Source organism: Desulfovibrio sp. (genome assembly GCF_018379785.1).
GTDB lineage: Bacteria > Desulfobacterota > Desulfovibrionia > Desulfovibrionales > Desulfovibrionaceae > Desulfovibrio.
In genome coordinates this window covers 1-16,798 of record NZ_JAGZUV010000067.1, presented here as the reverse complement: position 1 = coordinate 16,798, position 16,798 = coordinate 1, and the positions used below count along the sequence as shown (strand labels likewise).

General features: G+C 58.6%; 16 protein-coding genes. 9 read left to right on the top strand and 7 right to left on the bottom strand.

What is annotated here, in order from left to right; genetic code table 11:
* Nucleotides 1-259: 259 nt before the first annotated feature.
* From KH208_RS12740 to xerD, 6 genes are all read right to left on the bottom strand, one after another.
* Nucleotides 260-661, bottom strand: a complete 402-nt coding sequence (locus KH208_RS12740; RefSeq protein ID WP_291436839.1) for a DnaJ family domain-containing protein — start codon at nt 659-661, stop codon at nt 260-262.
* Nucleotides 658-3,393 carry a DNA mismatch repair protein MutS gene (mutS, locus tag KH208_RS12735; protein ID WP_291436837.1) on the bottom strand — a complete coding sequence of 912 codons (2,736 nt, stop codon included), beginning with the start codon at nt 3,391-3,393 and terminating at the stop codon, nt 658-660. The genes KH208_RS12740 and mutS overlap by 4 nt, the downstream gene beginning before the upstream one ends.
* A 254-nt stretch (nt 3,394-3,647) precedes the next feature.
* On the bottom strand, nt 3,648-4,097 hold the full coding sequence (locus KH208_RS12730; protein WP_291436835.1) for a lipopolysaccharide assembly protein LapA domain-containing protein: 450 nt from the start codon (nt 4,095-4,097) through the stop codon (nt 3,648-3,650).
* 476 nt (nt 4,098-4,573) lie between these two features.
* Complete coding sequence (locus KH208_RS12725) at nt 4,574-5,068, bottom strand: HIT domain-containing protein (RefSeq protein WP_291436833.1); 495 nt, start codon at nt 5,066-5,068, stop codon at nt 4,574-4,576.
* Nucleotides 5,069-5,132: 64 nt separating this feature from the next.
* Nucleotides 5,133-7,820, bottom strand: coding sequence for a CBS domain-containing protein (locus tag KH208_RS12720; RefSeq protein ID WP_291436831.1), 2,688 nt, complete (start codon nt 7,818-7,820; stop codon nt 5,133-5,135).
* Nucleotides 7,817-8,746 (bottom strand): site-specific tyrosine recombinase XerD, encoded by a 930-nt coding sequence (gene xerD, locus KH208_RS12715; protein WP_291436829.1) that lies wholly within the window; start codon nt 8,744-8,746, stop codon nt 7,817-7,819. The genes KH208_RS12720 and xerD overlap by 4 nt, the downstream gene beginning before the upstream one ends.
* A 313-nt stretch (nt 8,747-9,059) precedes the next feature.
* Between xerD and KH208_RS12710 the strand changes: the two genes are divergently transcribed.
* The 3 genes from KH208_RS12710 (at nt 9,060) to KH208_RS12700 (ending at nt 11,005) form a co-directional block, all read left to right on the top strand.
* Entirely contained in the window at nt 9,060-10,019 is a 960-nt protein-coding gene (locus KH208_RS12710) for a GGDEF domain-containing protein (RefSeq protein ID WP_291436828.1), read from the top strand.
* Between the two features lie 18 nt (nt 10,020-10,037).
* Entirely contained in the window at nt 10,038-10,568 is a 531-nt protein-coding gene (folK, locus tag KH208_RS12705; protein ID WP_291436827.1) for a 2-amino-4-hydroxy-6-hydroxymethyldihydropteridine diphosphokinase, read from the top strand.
* A gap of 143 nt (nt 10,569-10,711) precedes the next feature.
* Complete coding sequence (locus KH208_RS12700) at nt 10,712-11,005, top strand: trash (RefSeq protein ID WP_008683943.1); 294 nt, start codon at nt 10,712-10,714, stop codon at nt 11,003-11,005.
* Between the two features lie 204 nt (nt 11,006-11,209).
* Here KH208_RS12700 and KH208_RS12695 read toward each other — a convergent pair whose 3' ends face one another.
* A complete protein-coding gene (locus KH208_RS12695; RefSeq protein ID WP_291436825.1) occupies nt 11,210-12,532 on the bottom strand; it encodes a M23 family metallopeptidase in 1,323 nt (440 codons plus the stop codon).
* A 251-nt stretch (nt 12,533-12,783) separates the two neighbouring features.
* On the opposite strand from KH208_RS12695, the gene KH208_RS12690 reads away from it, so the two are divergent.
* The 6 genes from KH208_RS12690 to KH208_RS12665 all read left to right on the top strand — a co-directional run bounded on the left by KH208_RS12690 (nt 12,784) and on the right by KH208_RS12665 (nt 16,704).
* Nucleotides 12,784-13,410, top strand: coding sequence for a protein-L-isoaspartate(D-aspartate) O-methyltransferase (locus KH208_RS12690; RefSeq protein WP_291436840.1), 627 nt, complete (start codon nt 12,784-12,786; stop codon nt 13,408-13,410).
* A gap of 37 nt (nt 13,411-13,447) precedes the next feature.
* Nucleotides 13,448-14,362, top strand: a complete 915-nt coding sequence (locus KH208_RS12685) for an Mrp/NBP35 family ATP-binding protein (RefSeq protein WP_291436823.1) — start codon at nt 13,448-13,450, stop codon at nt 14,360-14,362.
* A 147-nt stretch (nt 14,363-14,509) separates the two neighbouring features.
* Complete coding sequence (gene pgsA / locus KH208_RS12680; RefSeq protein WP_008683952.1) at nt 14,510-15,073, top strand: CDP-diacylglycerol--glycerol-3-phosphate 3-phosphatidyltransferase; 564 nt, start codon at nt 14,510-14,512, stop codon at nt 15,071-15,073.
* Complete coding sequence (locus KH208_RS12675; protein WP_291436819.1) at nt 15,070-15,324, top strand: hypothetical protein; 255 nt, start codon at nt 15,070-15,072, stop codon at nt 15,322-15,324. The genes pgsA and KH208_RS12675 overlap by 4 nt, the downstream gene beginning before the upstream one ends.
* 2 nt (nt 15,325-15,326) lie before the next feature.
* Nucleotides 15,327-15,650 (top strand): septum formation initiator family protein, encoded by a 324-nt coding sequence (locus KH208_RS12670; protein ID WP_008683956.1) that lies wholly within the window; start codon nt 15,327-15,329, stop codon nt 15,648-15,650.
* The gene (locus tag KH208_RS12665) at nt 15,634-16,704 is read left to right on the top strand and encodes a hypothetical protein (protein ID WP_291436817.1); all 1,071 of its coding nucleotides are present in this window, start codon (nt 15,634-15,636) and stop codon (nt 16,702-16,704) included. The genes KH208_RS12670 and KH208_RS12665 overlap by 17 nt, the downstream gene beginning before the upstream one ends.
* Nucleotides 16,705-16,798 lie beyond the last annotated feature (94 nt).

The following is a 16,798-nucleotide window of genomic DNA, read 5'->3' as shown; positions in this document are numbered from 1 at the left end:
GTGGGATAGATTCCATGAAAACTTTACTGCTTTTGTTCATCTCGCATTTTCCATGATTTTACTCAGAAAAGTCATCAGGGATTTATGAAATGACTTCTAATCAGGCGCATAGAACCGTAGGATCTTATGGCGGCGCATCCGCCATAACACAGCGAAAAACAACATTTTTTTCGCTGACGATTCTGCAAAAATTGAGAGCATACAGATGCTCGAAATTTTTGCAATCAGACATTAGAGCAATTTCAAAGAAAGGTTGCTCCTAATGCCGCTTGTCCAGAACAGTGATCCGCTCCAGCAGTCGTGCATAGTAGGGATCATCCTGTTCAATCTGGATGGAGCGCTGGCGGCGCATCTGGGCCCGCTGGATCATGAAGCGCAGCTTCTGCATCTGGCGCACGCGTTCCTGTTCATCCTCGCAGTGTTCCAGCATATCCGCAAGACGGCTGATTTCCTTCCGCTCGGCCAGTTCCGGCGGCAGGCAGCCCGCATTGCGCAGGATCTTATAGGCCATGCGCAATTCCTCGGGCACATGGCTCATGTCCTCCAGTTCCAGAGGCCGGCCCCGGCCGGGGAGATTGTCGAATTCTCCTTTGGACTGCGCCTCTTCAATACGCTTTTCAGCGATGAACTGAATGACGGACCAGGGATTGGCGTCGCTCATGCTTCCTCGTTCCGATCGCCGGGATCGGCATCCGTATTCGGCTTCGTGCCCCAGAGATCTTTCCATTCCATAAGAAGTTTAAGCGCGTCCAGCGGGCTGAGCGTCTCCGGCGTGAGATCGTACAACAAGCGAACCAGGGGATGTTCCGCTGCGGGCGGCGCGGCATTGATCTCCGGCAGCTCGGCGTCAGCTTTCGTTTTCGGCAGATCCAAACCGGGCAGGGACATGGACGCCACAGACACGGCTTTGCGCGCGCCTTCGCGGCCCCGCTCCAGACCGGCCAGAATGGCCCTTGCCCGCTGCACCACGGGGACCGGCACGCCCGCCAAACGGGCCACTTCCACGCCGTAGCTGCGGTCCGAAGGGCCGGGCACCAGCTTATGCAGGAAAAGAATGTCGTTGTTGTACTCACGAATGGCTATATTCATGGTGAAAACGCCGGGAATGCGTCCCTCCAGCGCCGTGAGCTCATGGTAGTGCGTGGCGAAAAGCGTGCGCAGCTCGCCGCTGGCGCGCCTGGCCAGATCCTCCACCACGGCCCAGGCCAGGGCCACGCCGTCATAGGTGCTGGTGCCCCGCCCGATTTCGTCCAGGATGACCAGGCTGCGCCGGGTGGCCTGGCGCAGAATGCGCGCGGTTTCCATCATCTCGACCATGAAGGTGCTCTGACCTTGAGCCAGATTATCCGAAGCTCCCACGCGGGAAAAGAGGCGGTCCACCAGTCCCAGCGTGGCCTCGGCCGCCGGGACCATGGAACCCATCTGGGCCAGCAGGCAAATAATGGCAACCTGGCGCAGCACAGTGGACTTGCCGGCCATATTGGGGCCGGTCAAAAGGCAGAGGCGGCGTTTCTGGTCCAGGAGAAAATTATTGGGCACGAAGTTGGCGCTGCCCAGCATGCCTTCCACCACCGGATGACGGCCTTCGCGGATATCCAGATGGGCGCTGTCCGTGAGCCGGGGACGGCACCAGTTGTTCTGCCGTCCCACCTGGGCAAGGCTTTGCCAGTAATCCAGCTGGGCCACCAGATCCGCCATATGCACGATACGCTCACGCTGGCGGGCCATATGCTCCCGCAGATCCTGGAACATTTTGTATTCCAGGCTCTTGCGCTTGTCCGCGGCGGAAAGCAGCTCATCTTCCAGCTCCTTGAGCTGTATGGTGGTGAAGCGTTCGGCATTGGCCAGGGTCTGGCGGCGGATGAAATGTTCCGGCATGGGCCCGGAATGGGAAGCTCGCGTTATTTCATAATAATAACCGAATACACGGTTATAACCCATTTTTAACTTGGCGATGCCGGTTTTTTTCTGTTCTTCTTCAAGTAATTCTTGAAGTTTTTGTTCGCCATGCTCCACAAGATCCAGCAGTTTGTCCAGCTCGGCGTTATAGCCGCTCTTGAACAGGCCGCCGTCGGTAATCACCGTGGGAGGGCTGTCTACCAGAGCCGCACTCAGCAGGGCTGCGCAGTCCTCCAGATGGTCCCAGGTTTTAACGATCTGGTAAAGGCTTTGCGGCAATTCGTGCCCCAGAGACTGGGCCTCTGTGGCGTAGCTGCCGTCCGTGCTTGTGATCAGGGCGTTATGAACCTTGGGCAGGGCGGCAAGACTGTTGCGCAGGGCAATGAAATCACGCGGACCGCCACGATTGAGACTGATTCGGGTGGAAAGGCGTTCCAGATCGTAGACTTCGCGCAGGGCTTCCCGCAATACGGCGCGGCGATTGTCATCGTCATGGAAAAAGGCCACGGCTTCCTGAATGCGCGCGATGGGGCCAGCCTCCCGCCAAGGATGGCGGAGCATATCTTCCAGAAAACGGCCGCCCATGGGCGTCATTGTATCGTCCAGCACGTGACGCAGCGTGCCCTTGCCCTTGCGGCCGTTGAGGCGGGTAAAAATTTCCAGGTTGCGCTCGGTGACTTCGTCGATCAGCAGGCGACGGCTCAGGTCCAGCGGCTTGAAAGGCATGAGATGATCAGGATCGCGCTTCTGGGTCTGATCCAGGTAGACCAGCAGCGCGCCGCAGGAACGCATCAGTTCGTTTTTGCCTTGCAGACCCAGCGCCCCGGCTTCCTGTACGCCCTGTGCCCGGAGAACGCGCTCCGTGGCGCGCTTGTGGTCAAAATGCGCACCGGGCATCCGCACCATGCGCACGCCTTCCAGCAGGCAGTGGGGCGGCAGCTCCAGTCCTTCCGGCACCAGAAGTTCGCGCGGGGCCAACTTCTGAGCCCATTGCCAGAGTTCGGCCTGACGCTTGAACTCCACGCCCGACCACTGCCCGGTGGAAATGTCCGCCCAGGCGAAACCACCTCGGCCCTGGCCCGTATCGTAGCAAAGCGCGCCCAGATAGTTATGGCTTTTGGTGTTCAGGTTGGCGTCTTCCAGAACCGTTCCCGGCGTGATCACGCAGGTGACGGCCCGCTTGACCAGGCCCTTGGCGGCCTTGGGGTCTTCGGTCTGGTCGCAGATGGCTACGTGGAAGCCCTTATCGATAAGCTGGGCCACATAACTCTGCACCGCATGCCAGGGGACGCCGCACATGGGCACAGGATTTTCGCTGTCCTTGCTGCGGCTGGTCAGTGCGATCTGCAATTCGCGCGCCGCAGTCACGGCATCATCGAAAAACAATTCATAAAAATCGCCCATACGATAAAAAAGCAAAGCATCAGGGTAGTCAGCCTTGATGCGCATGTATTGTTCGAACATGGGCGTCAGTTTGGTGGGAGTTTCGGACATGGTAGTTACGCTGCGCTAAAAGGTGTTGCAATCGTTTAGTTATAAACGATAACCGATTTGCGCCATCGCGTAAACCATATAAAACAGAGAACCCAGGGCAGACGCACGTAGCATCTAACTATTTGAAATTATTTGCTACGAATAACCAATGTAACTTATTATATATTACTAATTCAAATAGTTAACGAATTAGATGCGTCTGCCCTGACAGAGAACCGCGTCCGGGTGGACCGGACGCGGTCAGGCGGGACCAATTAAGCTTTGTCGGGATCAGGAGCCTGAACGTCTTCGGGCAGAGTACAGGGTGCGGCTGTGGGCTTGTTTTCCCCCGCGGGCTTGTCGGCATTGGGCGAAGAACTCTGCGTCTTGCGCAAAAACGAGCTGCGCGAGGTTTCCGCGCCCAGTTGCTTGCGCAATTTTTCCACGTCGCGCTCAAGGCTGCTGACGCGCCACTTGCTCTTCATAAGGCGCGCGGAAAGATTGACCTTGTCCCAGACCAGGAAGGCGAGCGCCAGCACGGCGCCCACAAAAAAGGCCGCCACGATCAGGAAATAGAACGGCAGGGGAATGGAGGCCATGGGCGGCAGGAAGAAAAGATTGAGCGTCAACACCAGATTTTGGGAAAGGGCGTTCTGGTTCTGGAAAAAGAAGACCAGAGCCAGGAAAAAAAGGATGGCGAGCAACAGAACCTTGACATACCGCATAGATATACTCCTCGAGGCTACAAGCTGTCCCAAAATTCTTTTACAGAGCATTGTGCGTTTGAAATGTTACGCATTTCAAACTCCATGCCGCCCGCGTGTCGCGGAAACGATAGCCATTGGCGAGTCTTTGAACCGTACGGATACCGAACAATGCTGAAACGCGGTTTTTAGCGCTGCTGTCGATGCCCGTAAGCTCTTTGGGGCTGACCGGCTCGGGGCCGTACCGCCTCCGGTCGCTTCCTTGCACTTGGGCTCTGGTGTCCGCTCATACGGGCACCAGAGCAATTCACTTCTTTCAAGCGTGAATTGCTCTCTAAGGCATTTTGAGAAAACCGCTTTGCCGTCAGGCAAAGCGCTGAGCACATCGTAAGCGGATTAAGATTCAACTGTTCTGTCAGGCGCGCCGGAAGCGCTGTCCATTCGTGCCCCTTGACGCGTTCAATTCCATCCGGCCTCGACCAAAGAAGAGCGGACGATCAGGCCTTTTTCCCGTCGCGGCTGAAATAGGGCCGCAAGGCCGCATAGGTGCGGCTGAGATGTTCCGGCATGGTGCGTACTTCATCAAATACGGCCATGAAGGACGAATCGCCGTTCCAGCGCGGCACCAGATGAAAATGCAGATGTTCCCGGATGCCCGCGCCTGCGGCTTGGCCCTGATTAAGGCCTACGTTGATGCCCTCGCAGTTGAAGTGTTCCTTGAGGATCACCGTGCAGCGCTGGATCAGATCCATGATTTCGTGGGTTTCCTCGGCGGCCAGATCGGCAAGAGCCATAATGTGCCGATACGGACAGACCATGATATGCCCGTTATTATAGGGATATTTATTCATGATCACAAAAGCCCGCGTACCGCGATAGAGCACCAGCCGTTCCTCGTCTTCGCCCGTGGCATCGGGCAGACAAAAAACGCAGGTATCGGGCTTGGGCCCGAGAATGTATTCAATGCGCCAAGGCGCCCAAAGTTGTTTCATGACCAGACAAGTATACACCGCATGGGGGGAGGGAGCAAGCGTTGATTGTTCGCGCATGCTCCGGTCACACGTGCTTGCCGTTGTTTTCGGACGCGTTCCGCGCCAGTCGTCGGGCCAGGTTCAGCTGACTTTCCACGTTGGGGGCTTCGCCGTCCAGCTTGGCAACAAGCACGGCCTTCAGAATGCGGCCATACAGCGGCCCCGGTGCGAGCCCGAGGCGGCGCAGCTCCGCGCCGCCGATGTCGGCTTTTTCCCGTCGCCATTGGGTGATGTAGCGCGAGAGGTTTTTCTGCAGGCCGGGATTGTCCGTGGAGGCCATGATATACAACAGGCACTCCAGGGCAATGGGCCGCAACAGGGCGCACAGAGCGCTGACTTTGGCCGTGCCCATGTCGTCCTGGCGTTGCCATGCCTCCAGTTTGCCGCGCACGGCGCGCATTTGTTCGCGCTGCCCCAGAATTTCAGCCTTTTTTACCTGCGGCAGACCCAGGCGCATGTAATGGGCCGCAGTATCCGCATAGTTCATGTTAAGGTTGAGCCCCAGAAAATAGACCAGCCACGCCTGCGCCGTCTCGTCGAAATAGAGCAGACGGTACCATGTGAGCATTTCCTTCAGGCGGTGCAAAAGATTCCGCCTGTTGGGCGTCAGTCCGAGCTGGGGGGCTATGGCCTGCAAAATGCCCAGTTCGTCCAGGCGGAAAAAACAGGCCGGTGGATCCTCCTCATCGCAGATATGCTGGTATTCGTTGAACAGGCGCGCCCCGGAAAGGCGACCCATGAGCTTGAGGGACAGGGCGTTCTTGATCAGTTTTTCCGCGCCCGGGCCGATGCGGAACTTGTAGCGCTGCTCGAAACGCACGGCCCTGAGGCAGCGGGTGGGATCCTCCACAAAGCTCAGTGTATGCAGCACGCGAATGACGCGCTCCTTGATATCGCGCTGACCTCCGAAAAAATCCACCAGCTGGCCGAAGGGCGTGCTGTCCAGGCGCACGGCCAGGGCGTTGATGGTAAAATCTCGCCGGAAGAGATCCATCTTAATGGAGGAAAGTTCCACCGTGGGCAGAGCCGCCGGATATTCATAATATTCCAGCCGGGCCGTGGCCACGTCGATGCGCGATTCGGCGCCCTTGCTGTCGTGAAAAATAACCACCGAGGTCAGGAATTTCTGATGTTCGCGTACCCGGCCGCACAATTCGGCCGCCAGGACCTTGGCCAGAGCGATGCCGTTGCCCTCCACCACAAGGTCGATATCCTGATTGGGCCTGTCCAGCAGCAGATCCCGCACAAAACCGCCCACAGCGTAGACCGGCAGGCCCAGTTTTCTGCCCAATTGCCCGGCCAGATGCAGAAGCTCGCGGATTTCAGCCGGCAGGCGGTCCTGAATGAGCTTGCCGATATTGCGTTCCTTGCTGTTCTGGTTTTTGCGGTCCAGCAGTCGGCCCGGCTCGTCGGCAAAAACATTGATCAAGTCCGTGCGCGTGACCACGCCCACCACTTTTTCGTTCTCCGCAATGGGCACCAGGCGCTGGCGCGCGTCCACGATGACGGCGGTGAGCTCCTTCAGGCTGGCGTCGGGCGGCAAGGTGCGCACCCGGCGCTGCATATAATCCTCCACCCGCGAGTCGCCCAGGCCATGGGCGCTGGCCCGGGAAGCGGTCTGGGCATCCAGCAGGCCCACGCAGGAGCGCGTGCCCGGCCTGAACACCGGCACGGCCTTAAGCCCGAAGTGGAGCATCAGTTCGTCAGCCTCATGAATGCTGGAGGCGGATTCAATGCCCACCGCGGGCGTGGACATGTATTCACGCGCCGTTTTGTCCGGATTGGCCTGATCGTAGAGACGGCGCAAAATGGTTTCGCGCACCTCATTAATGGTCATGGAACGGATGGAGGCCGACGCCGCATAGGCATGGCCGCCGCCGCCCAGCTCCGCGCAGATGTCGCCCACGTTCACAGCGTCGCTGCGGCTGCGCGCCACCACCTGGATGCGGTCGCCCATAATCCCGATGGCGAAGAGGACGGAAAATTTTTCCATTTCCATCAGCCGGTGGGCCAGATAGGCGAAGTCCCCCAGGTAGTGTTCCATGGAGGCTTCGGCCAGGACCACCGGCGTATTATTGATGGTATAGGTGCGCGCTGATTCCAGCAGGCTGTTCAGGGCCTGGATGTGCAGGCTGGTCAGCTCATGGGCCGCCATCTCATTGATCTGATTGACGTCCATGCCCTGGCCGAGCAGCCAGGCAGCGGCCTGAAAATCTTCGGCAGTGGTGGATGAGTAAGTGAACGAACCCGTGTCTCCGTAAATGCCCAGTCCCAGCAGCGTGGCCTCGTCGCTGCCCAGTGGGACGTTTTGCGCCTCCAGGTTCTGGACCAGCAGGCTGGTCACCGCGCCCACCTGGGCCAAGTGTACCGCATCCGCCGCGATATCGTCCGGCGAGTCGGGATGGTGATCCCATGCTTCGATGCGCACGCCGGGCCGCTCCAGCAGGGGAGCCACATGTCCCACGCGGCTGCGCTGGCGGGTGTCCACCAGTACCAGCCGGTCGAAATCCTCCCAGTGCAGGTCGGCGGCTTCGGCAAAGCCATAGGCGGCGGGATTCAGATTGGCGTATACTTTTTGCAAGCCCCGCTCCTGGCTGCCGGGGAAAAGCAGCACGCAGGGCGCATAGAGATGCCGTGCGGCCAGCATGGCCGCAAAGGCGTCGAAATCGGCATTGGCGTGACAGGTGATCAACGTGGCCGTAGCGGCGCTCACAACTGGCTCCGGGGATGAAATTGATGATGGACGCCGCGCAGGCGTTCCGCCTGGACATGAGTATAGATTTCCGTGGCGCTGATGTCCGCGTGCCCGAGCAGGAGCTGTACCGCGCGCAGATCCGCGCCGCCTTCCAGCAGATGCGTGGCAAAGGAATGCCGGAAAGTATGGGGCGAGACGGCTCGACGGATACCCGCCAGCAGGGCGTATTTTTTGACCACTTTCCAGATGTACTGACGGCTCAGGGCCCGGCCGGAACGGTTGACGAAAAGCTGATTGCCGCCGGGAGAAAACAGCGGACGCCAGGAGCGCAGATAATCGCCCAGCAGATCCTGAATCATGTCATGCAGGGGCACCAGGCGTTCTTTGGCCCCTTTGCCGAATACGCGCACCAGCCCCCGTTGCAGGTCCAGGTCGGCCACACTCAGATTGCAGAGTTCCGACACCCGCAGACCGGCGGCATAGAGCAGTTCCAGCATGCAGCGATCGCGTCGGCCGCTTTTTTCGTCCATGTCCGGCAGGGCCAGCAGTTTTTCCATTTCCTCGCGGCTGAGTACTTCCGGCAGATGCTGGGGTAATTTGGGATTTTCCAGTAAAAGCGCGGGGTTGGCCTTCAGTCCCCCTTCTTCCACGACAAAGGCGAAGAACGCCCTCAGGGCGGAAAGACGGCGGGCCAGCGTGCGCCCGGTATTGCCCTTGGCCCGCAGCCAGGCCAGATACAGAAAAATCTCCTGCTCGTCCGGACAGGAAGCACGACCGCCGCTTTGGGCCAGTTCTTCCTCAAACAGGAAAAAACTTTCCAGATCCTGGCCGTAGGCTTCCACTGTCCGGGGCGAGAGACCGCGTTGCGCCAGTAAATAGTCCAGCCAGGGGGGGAGCTGATTGGAGAAGGGAGGGACAGCTTGCGATTGTTCCATGCCCGCCATGCTAGCCGCCTTGTCCGCGCCGGGCAAGTGTCCTTTTTGAGCCGTTCAGGGATGGAATGAGCCAGCGCTCTGCGCGGTAGCCGTTAACGGGCTCTGCCTGCTTGCGGATGCTTCAAGCATTGTGGGCGCGGGAAACTACGCTTGAAGACGGCTTGAGTACCATCGCGGCGGCACCGTTGCACATGCAGTCGCCACCCGCAAGTCTACGGGCAACGGCTGTCGCAGCGACAGTAGTTTCCCCGGGTAGAAAAAACGGTTGCCGGGGCCTGGCGGGCTTCCCTCCGGCCGACGAATCGGCTATGCTTGAAATATCATGTATACCATTCACGATGAAGCAAGTGTTGGCGCTCTGGGGCGGCGCGGCGTGGCGCTGACCAGCGAGATCATGAACCGTCACTATGTCCGGGACGAAGCATTCGTCTGGGACCAGCTTGTGGAAAATGTGATGTGGATCGGCCCCCTGCGTTCCCAGTTCGTCACCGGCCTGGATAAGGCCAAAGCGCTTCTGGATCAGGAGAAGGACATAACCTTCACCATGGAGCAGGAAGAGTATCTGGTGCCCTATGAGGATGCGGAATCCTGTATCGTGTCCGGCTGTTATTACGTGACGTCGGACCCGGAGACCAAACTTTTCATCCGCTGCCACCAACGGGTGAGTTTTTTCTACCGCTTGTTCGGCGACAGACTTAAAGTGGTGCATATGCACCTTTCCCATCCTTATGAGGTTACGGACCCGGACGAGTATTTTCCTTTCCGTTTCGGCAAGGAAGCCTATGAATATATAGCCAGTACACATCAATTGGCCTTTACCGACAGCCTCACGGGGTTGGGTAATCGCAATGCTTATGAAACCGATCTGTTACAGCTTTCCGGGCACCTGCCGGAAATAGATTCGCTGGCTATGGTTCTGTTTGATCTCAATAACCTGAAGCTGATCAATGACAGTCTGGGGCATCTTGCCGGCGATCAGTTGATCCGCAGTTTCGCCCTCCTGCTCAGGGAGTCCATGCCCGCCACGGCCAAGCTATACCGTTACGGCGGCGACGAGTTTGCGGTTTTTCTGCCCGATGCCGACAATGGCGTTCTGGAACGGGCGCTGCGGGAGCTGGAAGACCGCAAGGAAGCCTACAACACGGCCAATACCACCCGCCTCAGCTTTGCGGCGGGGCACGCTTTTTTCAAGAAAGGCCAGGACCATACGCTTTCCGACCTCATCAAGCGGGCGGACAGCCGTCTTTACGCCCGTAAGCGGGCCATGAAACAGTTGCTCTGAACCTTTGCGGCAATACCCATGACGGAAAATCACACGGCGCAGCATGAAGAGATCCGGGCGTATGTGGGGCTGGGCTCCAACAGCCCGGAGGCGGAGGACATGCTGGCGCGGGCTCGTGAAGGGCTTTCCCGACTGCCGGAACTGCGCTTGAGCGCGGCGTCGCCCTTGTACAGCACGGAACCGCAGGGATATACGGAACAGCCCTGGTTTTTGAATCAGGTGGTGGAACTCATGCTCGCGCCGGTATGGCGTCCACAGAGTCTGCTGGCGGCCATGCTCCGGCTGGAAAGCGCCCTCGGGCGCGTCCGAAGCCCGGATCCGGCTTTGCGTTACGGCCCGCGGGCCATTGATGCGGACCTTCTGCTTTTCGGCGAGGAGCATTGTTCCGATCCCGCCTGCCGCGTGCCGCATCCGCGCCTGACGCAACGGGCCTTTGTTCTGGTGCCTCTTCTGGATATCGCGCCTCAGATCCGCGTTGAGGGAACCGCCGCGGCACAATGGCTGGCGCGTCTGAACTACAGGCTGGACGGGTGCAGAATTTTTCAGTGACGCGTCCCCCTCTCTGTGCTAATATCGGCAGCGGTCCGAAGCGGCATGACGCCCGAAAGCCGTGGAGCGCAAGCTCCGCGCGAACCACACGCCATATTCCGTTGCGGCGCAGCGTGGTCGGAACGGTGAAAGGAGCATAACGAATGTTGAAATGGCTTATTCTGATCGTGGCGATCTATGTTCTGTACCGCCTCTTCGCCAATGACGTGCTCAAGAAAAAAAAGATAAACAAGGAAGAGAGCGCCGCAGACCTGGAACGCAAGGTAGCCGCCGGTGAAATGGTCAAGGATCCTGAATGCGGGACCTATGTTTCAGTGGACGGCAATATCTCCGTGCGCGACGGCGACAAGGTATATCGCTTTTGCAGCTACGACTGTCGGGACAAATTCCTGCAGCGCCTGGAGGAAGGCGGTCGCGAACTGCCTCCCCGCGAATAATTTCTGCTCTTCCGCCGCATATGGCTAGGGCGCGTATCTGTGTTCCGGCCTGACTCACTGATTGCGGTGAAAAATCAACAGCCCGGCTGATGCAGGCAGGCATCAGCCGGGCTGTTGTCATTACCTGAAATTATGCAATCCGCCCGGCGGCATCTGCGGCAAGAGCATGCTTACGTCGTCGTCCGCACGGAGTCCTTCTTTGCCTTAATTGGCAGCGGCTTCCAGTCTGCCGGTGATGTTGTCGCGTATCCACTTGGGGTCGATCCATTCCAAAGGCGTCACTTCAACGCCGCCCACCAGCATGCCGAAATGCAGATGATCTCCGAAAGCCAGGCCGGTGCTGCCCGTGCGGGCAATGGTCTGGCCTTTCTTGACAACGTCGCCCTTGTTGACCTGGATTTCGCTCAAATGCGAGTACAGGGACATGAGCCCCAGGCCGTGATCAATAACCACGAGGTTGCCGTAAATGCCCAGATCTCCCGTATAGACGACGCGGCCGCTGTTGGCGGCGGGCACGTCGGCATTGCGCACCGAAGCCAGATCAAACCCCAGGTGGAAAGATTCGCCCACCAGTTTGCCCTGATAATGGAAGAAACGATGGTCGGCAAAACCGGCCCGGGCGGCGGAGCGGGGCAGTCGTGTGAAGGTGCCGCTCCAGAGCATGGCCGCTGCGGTATCCTTGCCGATTTCACGCAGGGTTTGCACATTGGCGGCACGTACCTGATTGTTGATATAGAGGTAGCATTCAAGCGGATTGGCGGCGTTGGGGGCCAGATTGCGCAACTTGTTCTCCACGGAAAGCAGAAAATCGTCCTTCAGTTCCAGGCTGTCGCTTTTGAAGTTGCGCTCAAAGGCCATGACCGTCAGGCGGCTTTTAGTCACATTGCCGGCCAGGTCCGTGGCCGTGATCTCCACCGCGTTTTTGAAGTCGCGGGCGGTCATGGTGTACGGGAAAGGGAAAAAACAGAGGTAGCTGCCGTCCTTTTGCAGGAAGCCGGGCACAAAATAACCGGCCACAAGCACGCCGCTGTTGCTTACGTCCTCATCGATGGTATAGCGAACCACCGCCGCCCCGCCCCGGCGCACGTTGGGCGGCAGGGTTTTGACGGAAATGCGCGGCGGCTGGGTGTCCAGACGCATGGGCAGTTGCACGGTGCGGGTGTTGCCTTGGCCGAAGCCCGCCAGAGAGCCGTCCGTGGCACGGATTTCCAGATCAAAAGCACCTTCGCGCAGATTGGCGTCCTTCAGGGGGACGTTGACCACCCGCTCAGGCAGGTATTCTTCAAAATGCTTGTTGAAGATTACATTGAGCACGTTGTTTTTACGGATGCCCACAGTCAGCGCACGGATGCCGGAGGGGTCGTCCATGCGGATCTGCAGCACCGTGGCCGGCGAGACTCTGCCGGTATTAGGCGAAACCTGGACGGCCGGGCCGTCCATATCCTTAAAAAAAGTATAGCCGCCGACAACCAGGGCGGCTACGACCAGCAGAACTAATACTGTGGAAAATATGCCTTTTTTGCGCATCAGGAACTCCTCGTGACGGTGTTTGAAATGTTTGCACAAAGAACGGCGATTTTCAAGGAAAAGTCTTGATATTTTCTTGACCATGCATGAAACGCCCCTGCCCGTCCGCGTGTCCGCACATTGACTTGACTGCTAAAATCTGTTTCTTCTTCCGCAGTATGCAGAGCGGCAGATATCCATATGGTCAGGCTTTCCCCAACGCGCAAGGCGCGCGGGAGCAGCAGGTGGACCCCAAACGCCTGCGCCGCCGGATGGTGCGTGAGCAGCTGGAGGCCAGAGGAATCAGCCATCCCGGCGTGCTGGCGGCCATGGCCGCCGTGCCCCGGCATCTTTTCGTGCAGGAGGCCCTGCGCGCCCAGGCCTATGAGGATACCCCCCTGCCCATCGGCCATGGTCAGACTATTTCCCAGCCCTATATTGTCGCTCTGATGAGCGAACTGCTGGAAGTGGAACGGGGCATGCGCGTGTTGGAAATCGGCACGGGCTCCGGCTACCAGGCCGCCGTGCTGGCCGCCATGGGCTGTACCGTCTTTACCGTGGAGCGTCTGCGCGAACTCTATCTGAATACCGGCACCCTCTTGCGGCAACTGGGTCTTCGCGGTATCCACATGCAGCGACGCGACGGCACCTTGGGCATGCCTGAGGCGGCTCCGTTCGAGCGCATCATTGTTACCGCGGGCGGGCCGGAGATTCCCCGTCCCTTGCTGGAGCAGTTGGATGAGGGCGGCATTTTGCTCATCCCCGTGGGCACGCGGCCGCGCACGCAACGGCTGATGCGCCTGCGCAAAGAACAGGGCCGCATCCGCAGCGAAGATCTCGGTTCGGTCATTTTTGTGGATCTGGTGGGCGACCACGGCTGGCAACCGTCGTCCCGTTGAGTTTCTGGAATTCCGTTAACATTATGAAGGAGATGTCATGTCTTCCTGTTCTTCCTGTTCTTCCGCTTCATCCTGCTCCAGTTCCACGGGCAAGGGGGGCGACGGGAACTGCAATGATCTGATGGCCCGCCAGGACAGGGTCATTGCCGCCACTTTGGGGCATATCCGCCATAAAATTTTCGTCATGAGCGGCAAGGGCGGCGTGGGCAAGAGCTCGGTGACGGTGAACACCGCCGCCGCTCTGGCCCGGCGCGGCTTCAAAGTGGGCATCCTGGATGTGGATATGCACGGTCCCAGCGTGCCCAATCTGCTGGGCCTCACCAGTACCGTTGAAATGGATGCCGGGGGCGAGCTGATGCTGCCCGCCGCCTACAATGAGAATCTGTCCGTCATTTCCATGGACTCGCTGTTGCAGGACAAGGACCAGGCTATTCTCTGGCGCGGCCCTAAAAAATCCTCCGCTATCCGTCAGTTCCTCGCGGACGTGAAATGGGGCAATCTCGACTTCCTGCTGATCGATTCGCCTCCCGGCACCGGTGATGAGCACATGACCGTGCTGAAGAGCATCCCCGACGCGCTCTGCGTGGTGGTGACGACCCCGCAGGAGATTTCCCTGGCCGACGTACGCAAGGCTGTGAATTTCCTCCAGTATGCCAATGCCAACGTGCTGGGCGTGGTGGAAAATATGAGCGGTCTGGTCTGTCCGCATTGCCACAAGGAGATTGATCTCTTTAAGAAGGGCGGCGGCGCGGAGCTGGCCCGGCGTTACGGGCTCAAGTTCCTGGGAGCCATTCCCCTGGACCCGGCCACGGTGGTGGCCGCCGACCGGGGTGTGCCCGTGGTCTACCTGGAAAGTGACGGCCCGGCCAAGTCGGCCTTCCTGGCTCTGGCCGATGCCATTGCGGAGGCGGCGGACAACAGCCTGGAAGCCCTGTCCAGCCCTAATTCCTGAGCTTCAGGGGCCCCTTCAGCCGGAGGGGCCCCTTTTTCATGCCGAGACCGCGCGAGCCCGCCGCACGGCGGGATATTTCTTCTTTTCTCCCCCGCGCTTTTGTGCTAGAAAAGTAAAAAATTCCGATGGAAACGCCAGAGAGGAACAATGCTCAACCTTGCCAATAAAATTACCTTGTTGCGCATTCTGATGGCGCCTCTGGTCGTTGTTCTGCTGTATTTCGAAGGCCCCGCATTTTGCATATTGGCCGCACTGGCCTTTATTTTCGCCGCCATAACCGACTGGATGGACGGCTACATCGCCCGGCGTGAAAACATGGTCACCAGCATGGGCAAATTTCTGGATCCGCTGGCCGACAAAGTGCTGATCTGCTCGGTGCTGATCATGTTCGTCAAGCTGGGCTGGGCTCCGGCCTGGGTGGTGATCGTCATCGTCTGCCGGGAACTGGTGGTGACCGGCTTGCGCGCCATGGCCATTGATGAGGGCATCGTGCTGGCCGCCGACAAGTTCGGCAAGGCCAAAACCGTGCTGCAGATCGTGGCCATCGTGCCCTTGATCCTGCATTATCCATTGTTCGGCGTCGCGCTCTGGCCCATCGGCGAAGTGCTGCTCTATGTGGCCTTGGCTCTGGCCCTGATCTCCGGCGTCAACTACTGTTATTATTTTTACCGGCATGCCTGCGATAAGGTTCAGCCCGGGAAAGTTGCATGAGCACGTTGCAGATCCGCCTCAAAAACTGCATCCAGACCATTCTGGATCTGGAGCCCGACATGCGCGCCGGGATATGGGGGCGGCATTTCGACGAAGAGCTTTCCACCCTCAAGGACTATTTACAGCGCGTGGACCGTATGAATCTGGCGGAGGACGACGTGCAACGTCTTGAAAACGCCACGGCCAGTTTTCTCGCTGAACTCAGGCTTTCCCGCAGGGGACAGCCGCAACAGAAACGTCTTTTGCAGTAATCATGTTCTGGCGTGTGTTCATTCTCGTGGCTCTGGGGCTCATCAATGTGGTTCTGTTCAGCCGCATGATTTGGGGGCCCACCGGCCTTATGGAATACCGCGAACTCAAGCGGCAGTATGCCGCCCTGCAGGAGCAGGTCGCCGGCCTGGACGCGGAAAATCTGGCGTTGAGCCGGGAAATCCGTTTGTTGCAGTCCGATAACCAGTATGTGGAAAAAATGATTCGCCAGCGCCTGCATTACGTGCGGGATAACGAAGTGTTGTACCTTTTTGGAAAGTCGGCCAAAACCGGACAGGGAGCCGCAGACAATGACGGAAAAAATTGAATGGTATAAAGAGGTTCTGGAACTGGAACCCAATTCCAAGGTTTTTTTCCCTCTGGCGCGCATGCTGGCGGAGGAGCGGCGCCTTGACGAAGCCGTGGCCGTGCTGGAACATGGACTGGAGCGCCATGACGAATTCCTGGAAGCGCGTCTTTTTTTCATTGAGCTTCTGCACAAAACGGGGCGCCGCGAGGCCTGCGCCAGACAAATAGAAAAACTCAATTCCATGTTTTCCGCTTATGCGGGTTTTTGGCAGGCCTGGGCCGCCTGCCTGTCCGCGTCGGACGGCTCGCCGGATACCGCCTCAATACTGCGCTTTCTGGCCGCTCATTTCATGCGTGGCCCCATCTCCCTGCATGAAGTGTTGGACCGGGGCATTGCCTCGTTGCTGGATGAGACGCAAGCGCGGAAAGCTTCTTCCGGTTTCCGGCCCCAGACAGTGAACGCCGCCGCGCAAATGTCGGATCAGTCTGCTCCGGAACTGGACGCGCCCCCGATTGAAAACGCGCCTCTGCCGTTGTTGCCGGAGGAAGATGATCTGAAGCTTGACCTGACTCTCAAGAAATTTTCCGCCGGAACAGTGGTTGAAGACGACGACGTCCCTTTTGAGGAAGCGGAGGGAGAAGGCTTTGATCCCGACACAGCCATGGCCGAAGACGAGGCCCTGCCGGAGCCTTTGGAAACGCCGGACAGGGAGCAGTCTGATGCTGTGAAGGTTCTGGCTCCCACTGCTGAAACACATCTGGCCGATGACGCTGACGACAGCGAAGAGCGTTTTTCTCTGCGCACCCGTTCTATGGCCGAAGTGCTGGCGGAACAGGGAGATATCAAAGGAGCTCTGGATATTTATCATGAGCTGGCTGCGGTGGCGGTGGCCCCGGAGGAGAGCGCCGATCTGCAGCAGCGTATTGCCACGTTGAGCGCACGTCTTGGCAGCGCACAGGAGATGGAACAGGAACAGCCTCCGCAGCAGGAGGAGTCCGCCAGCGGCAAGGACAAGCTGATCAGCATGCTTGAAGCTTTGGCGGAGCGCGTGGAAGCCAGGGCACAAGACTAGGGCCTGTTAACACTATTTGAGAGCCTCGACGATGAGAGCAAAAACGATAAAAGCAAGGAAAATGACATCCAGCTTGTCATATCGAGTTGCTATG

What these genes read in the sequence shown, in the direction of transcription:
- pgsA (WP_008683952.1), top strand. Translation starts at nt 14,510, where the DNA reads ATGCTCAACCTTGCCAATAAAATTACCTTGTTGCGCATTCTGATGGCG.
- KH208_RS12685 (WP_291436823.1), top strand. Translation starts at nt 13,448, where the DNA reads ATGTCTTCCTGTTCTTCCTGTTCTTCCGCTTCATCCTGCTCCAGTTCC.
- KH208_RS12740 (WP_291436839.1), bottom strand. Translation starts at nt 661, where the DNA reads ATGAGCGACGCCAATCCCTGGTCCGTCATTCAGTTCATCGCTGAAAAG.
- KH208_RS12670 (WP_008683956.1), top strand. Translation starts at nt 15,327, where the DNA reads ATGTTCTGGCGTGTGTTCATTCTCGTGGCTCTGGGGCTCATCAATGTG.
- KH208_RS12730 (WP_291436835.1), bottom strand. Translation starts at nt 4,097, where the DNA reads ATGCGGTATGTCAAGGTTCTGTTGCTCGCCATCCTTTTTTTCCTGGCT.
- KH208_RS12700 (WP_008683943.1), top strand. Translation starts at nt 10,712, where the DNA reads ATGTTGAAATGGCTTATTCTGATCGTGGCGATCTATGTTCTGTACCGC.
- KH208_RS12695 (WP_291436825.1), bottom strand. Translation starts at nt 12,532, where the DNA reads ATGCGCAAAAAAGGCATATTTTCCACAGTATTAGTTCTGCTGGTCGTA.
- KH208_RS12675 (WP_291436819.1), top strand. Translation starts at nt 15,070, where the DNA reads ATGAGCACGTTGCAGATCCGCCTCAAAAACTGCATCCAGACCATTCTG.
- mutS (WP_291436837.1), bottom strand. Translation starts at nt 3,393, where the DNA reads ATGTCCGAAACTCCCACCAAACTGACGCCCATGTTCGAACAATACATG.
- xerD (WP_291436829.1), bottom strand. Translation starts at nt 8,746, where the DNA reads ATGGCGGGCATGGAACAATCGCAAGCTGTCCCTCCCTTCTCCAATCAG.
- KH208_RS12690 (WP_291436840.1), top strand. Translation starts at nt 12,784, where the DNA reads ATGGTGCGTGAGCAGCTGGAGGCCAGAGGAATCAGCCATCCCGGCGTG.
- KH208_RS12725 (WP_291436833.1), bottom strand. Translation starts at nt 5,068, where the DNA reads ATGAAACAACTTTGGGCGCCTTGGCGCATTGAATACATTCTCGGGCCC.
- KH208_RS12665 (WP_291436817.1), top strand. Translation starts at nt 15,634, where the DNA reads ATGACGGAAAAAATTGAATGGTATAAAGAGGTTCTGGAACTGGAACCC.
- folK (WP_291436827.1), top strand. Translation starts at nt 10,038, where the DNA reads ATGACGGAAAATCACACGGCGCAGCATGAAGAGATCCGGGCGTATGTG.
- KH208_RS12710 (WP_291436828.1), top strand. Translation starts at nt 9,060, where the DNA reads ATGTATACCATTCACGATGAAGCAAGTGTTGGCGCTCTGGGGCGGCGC.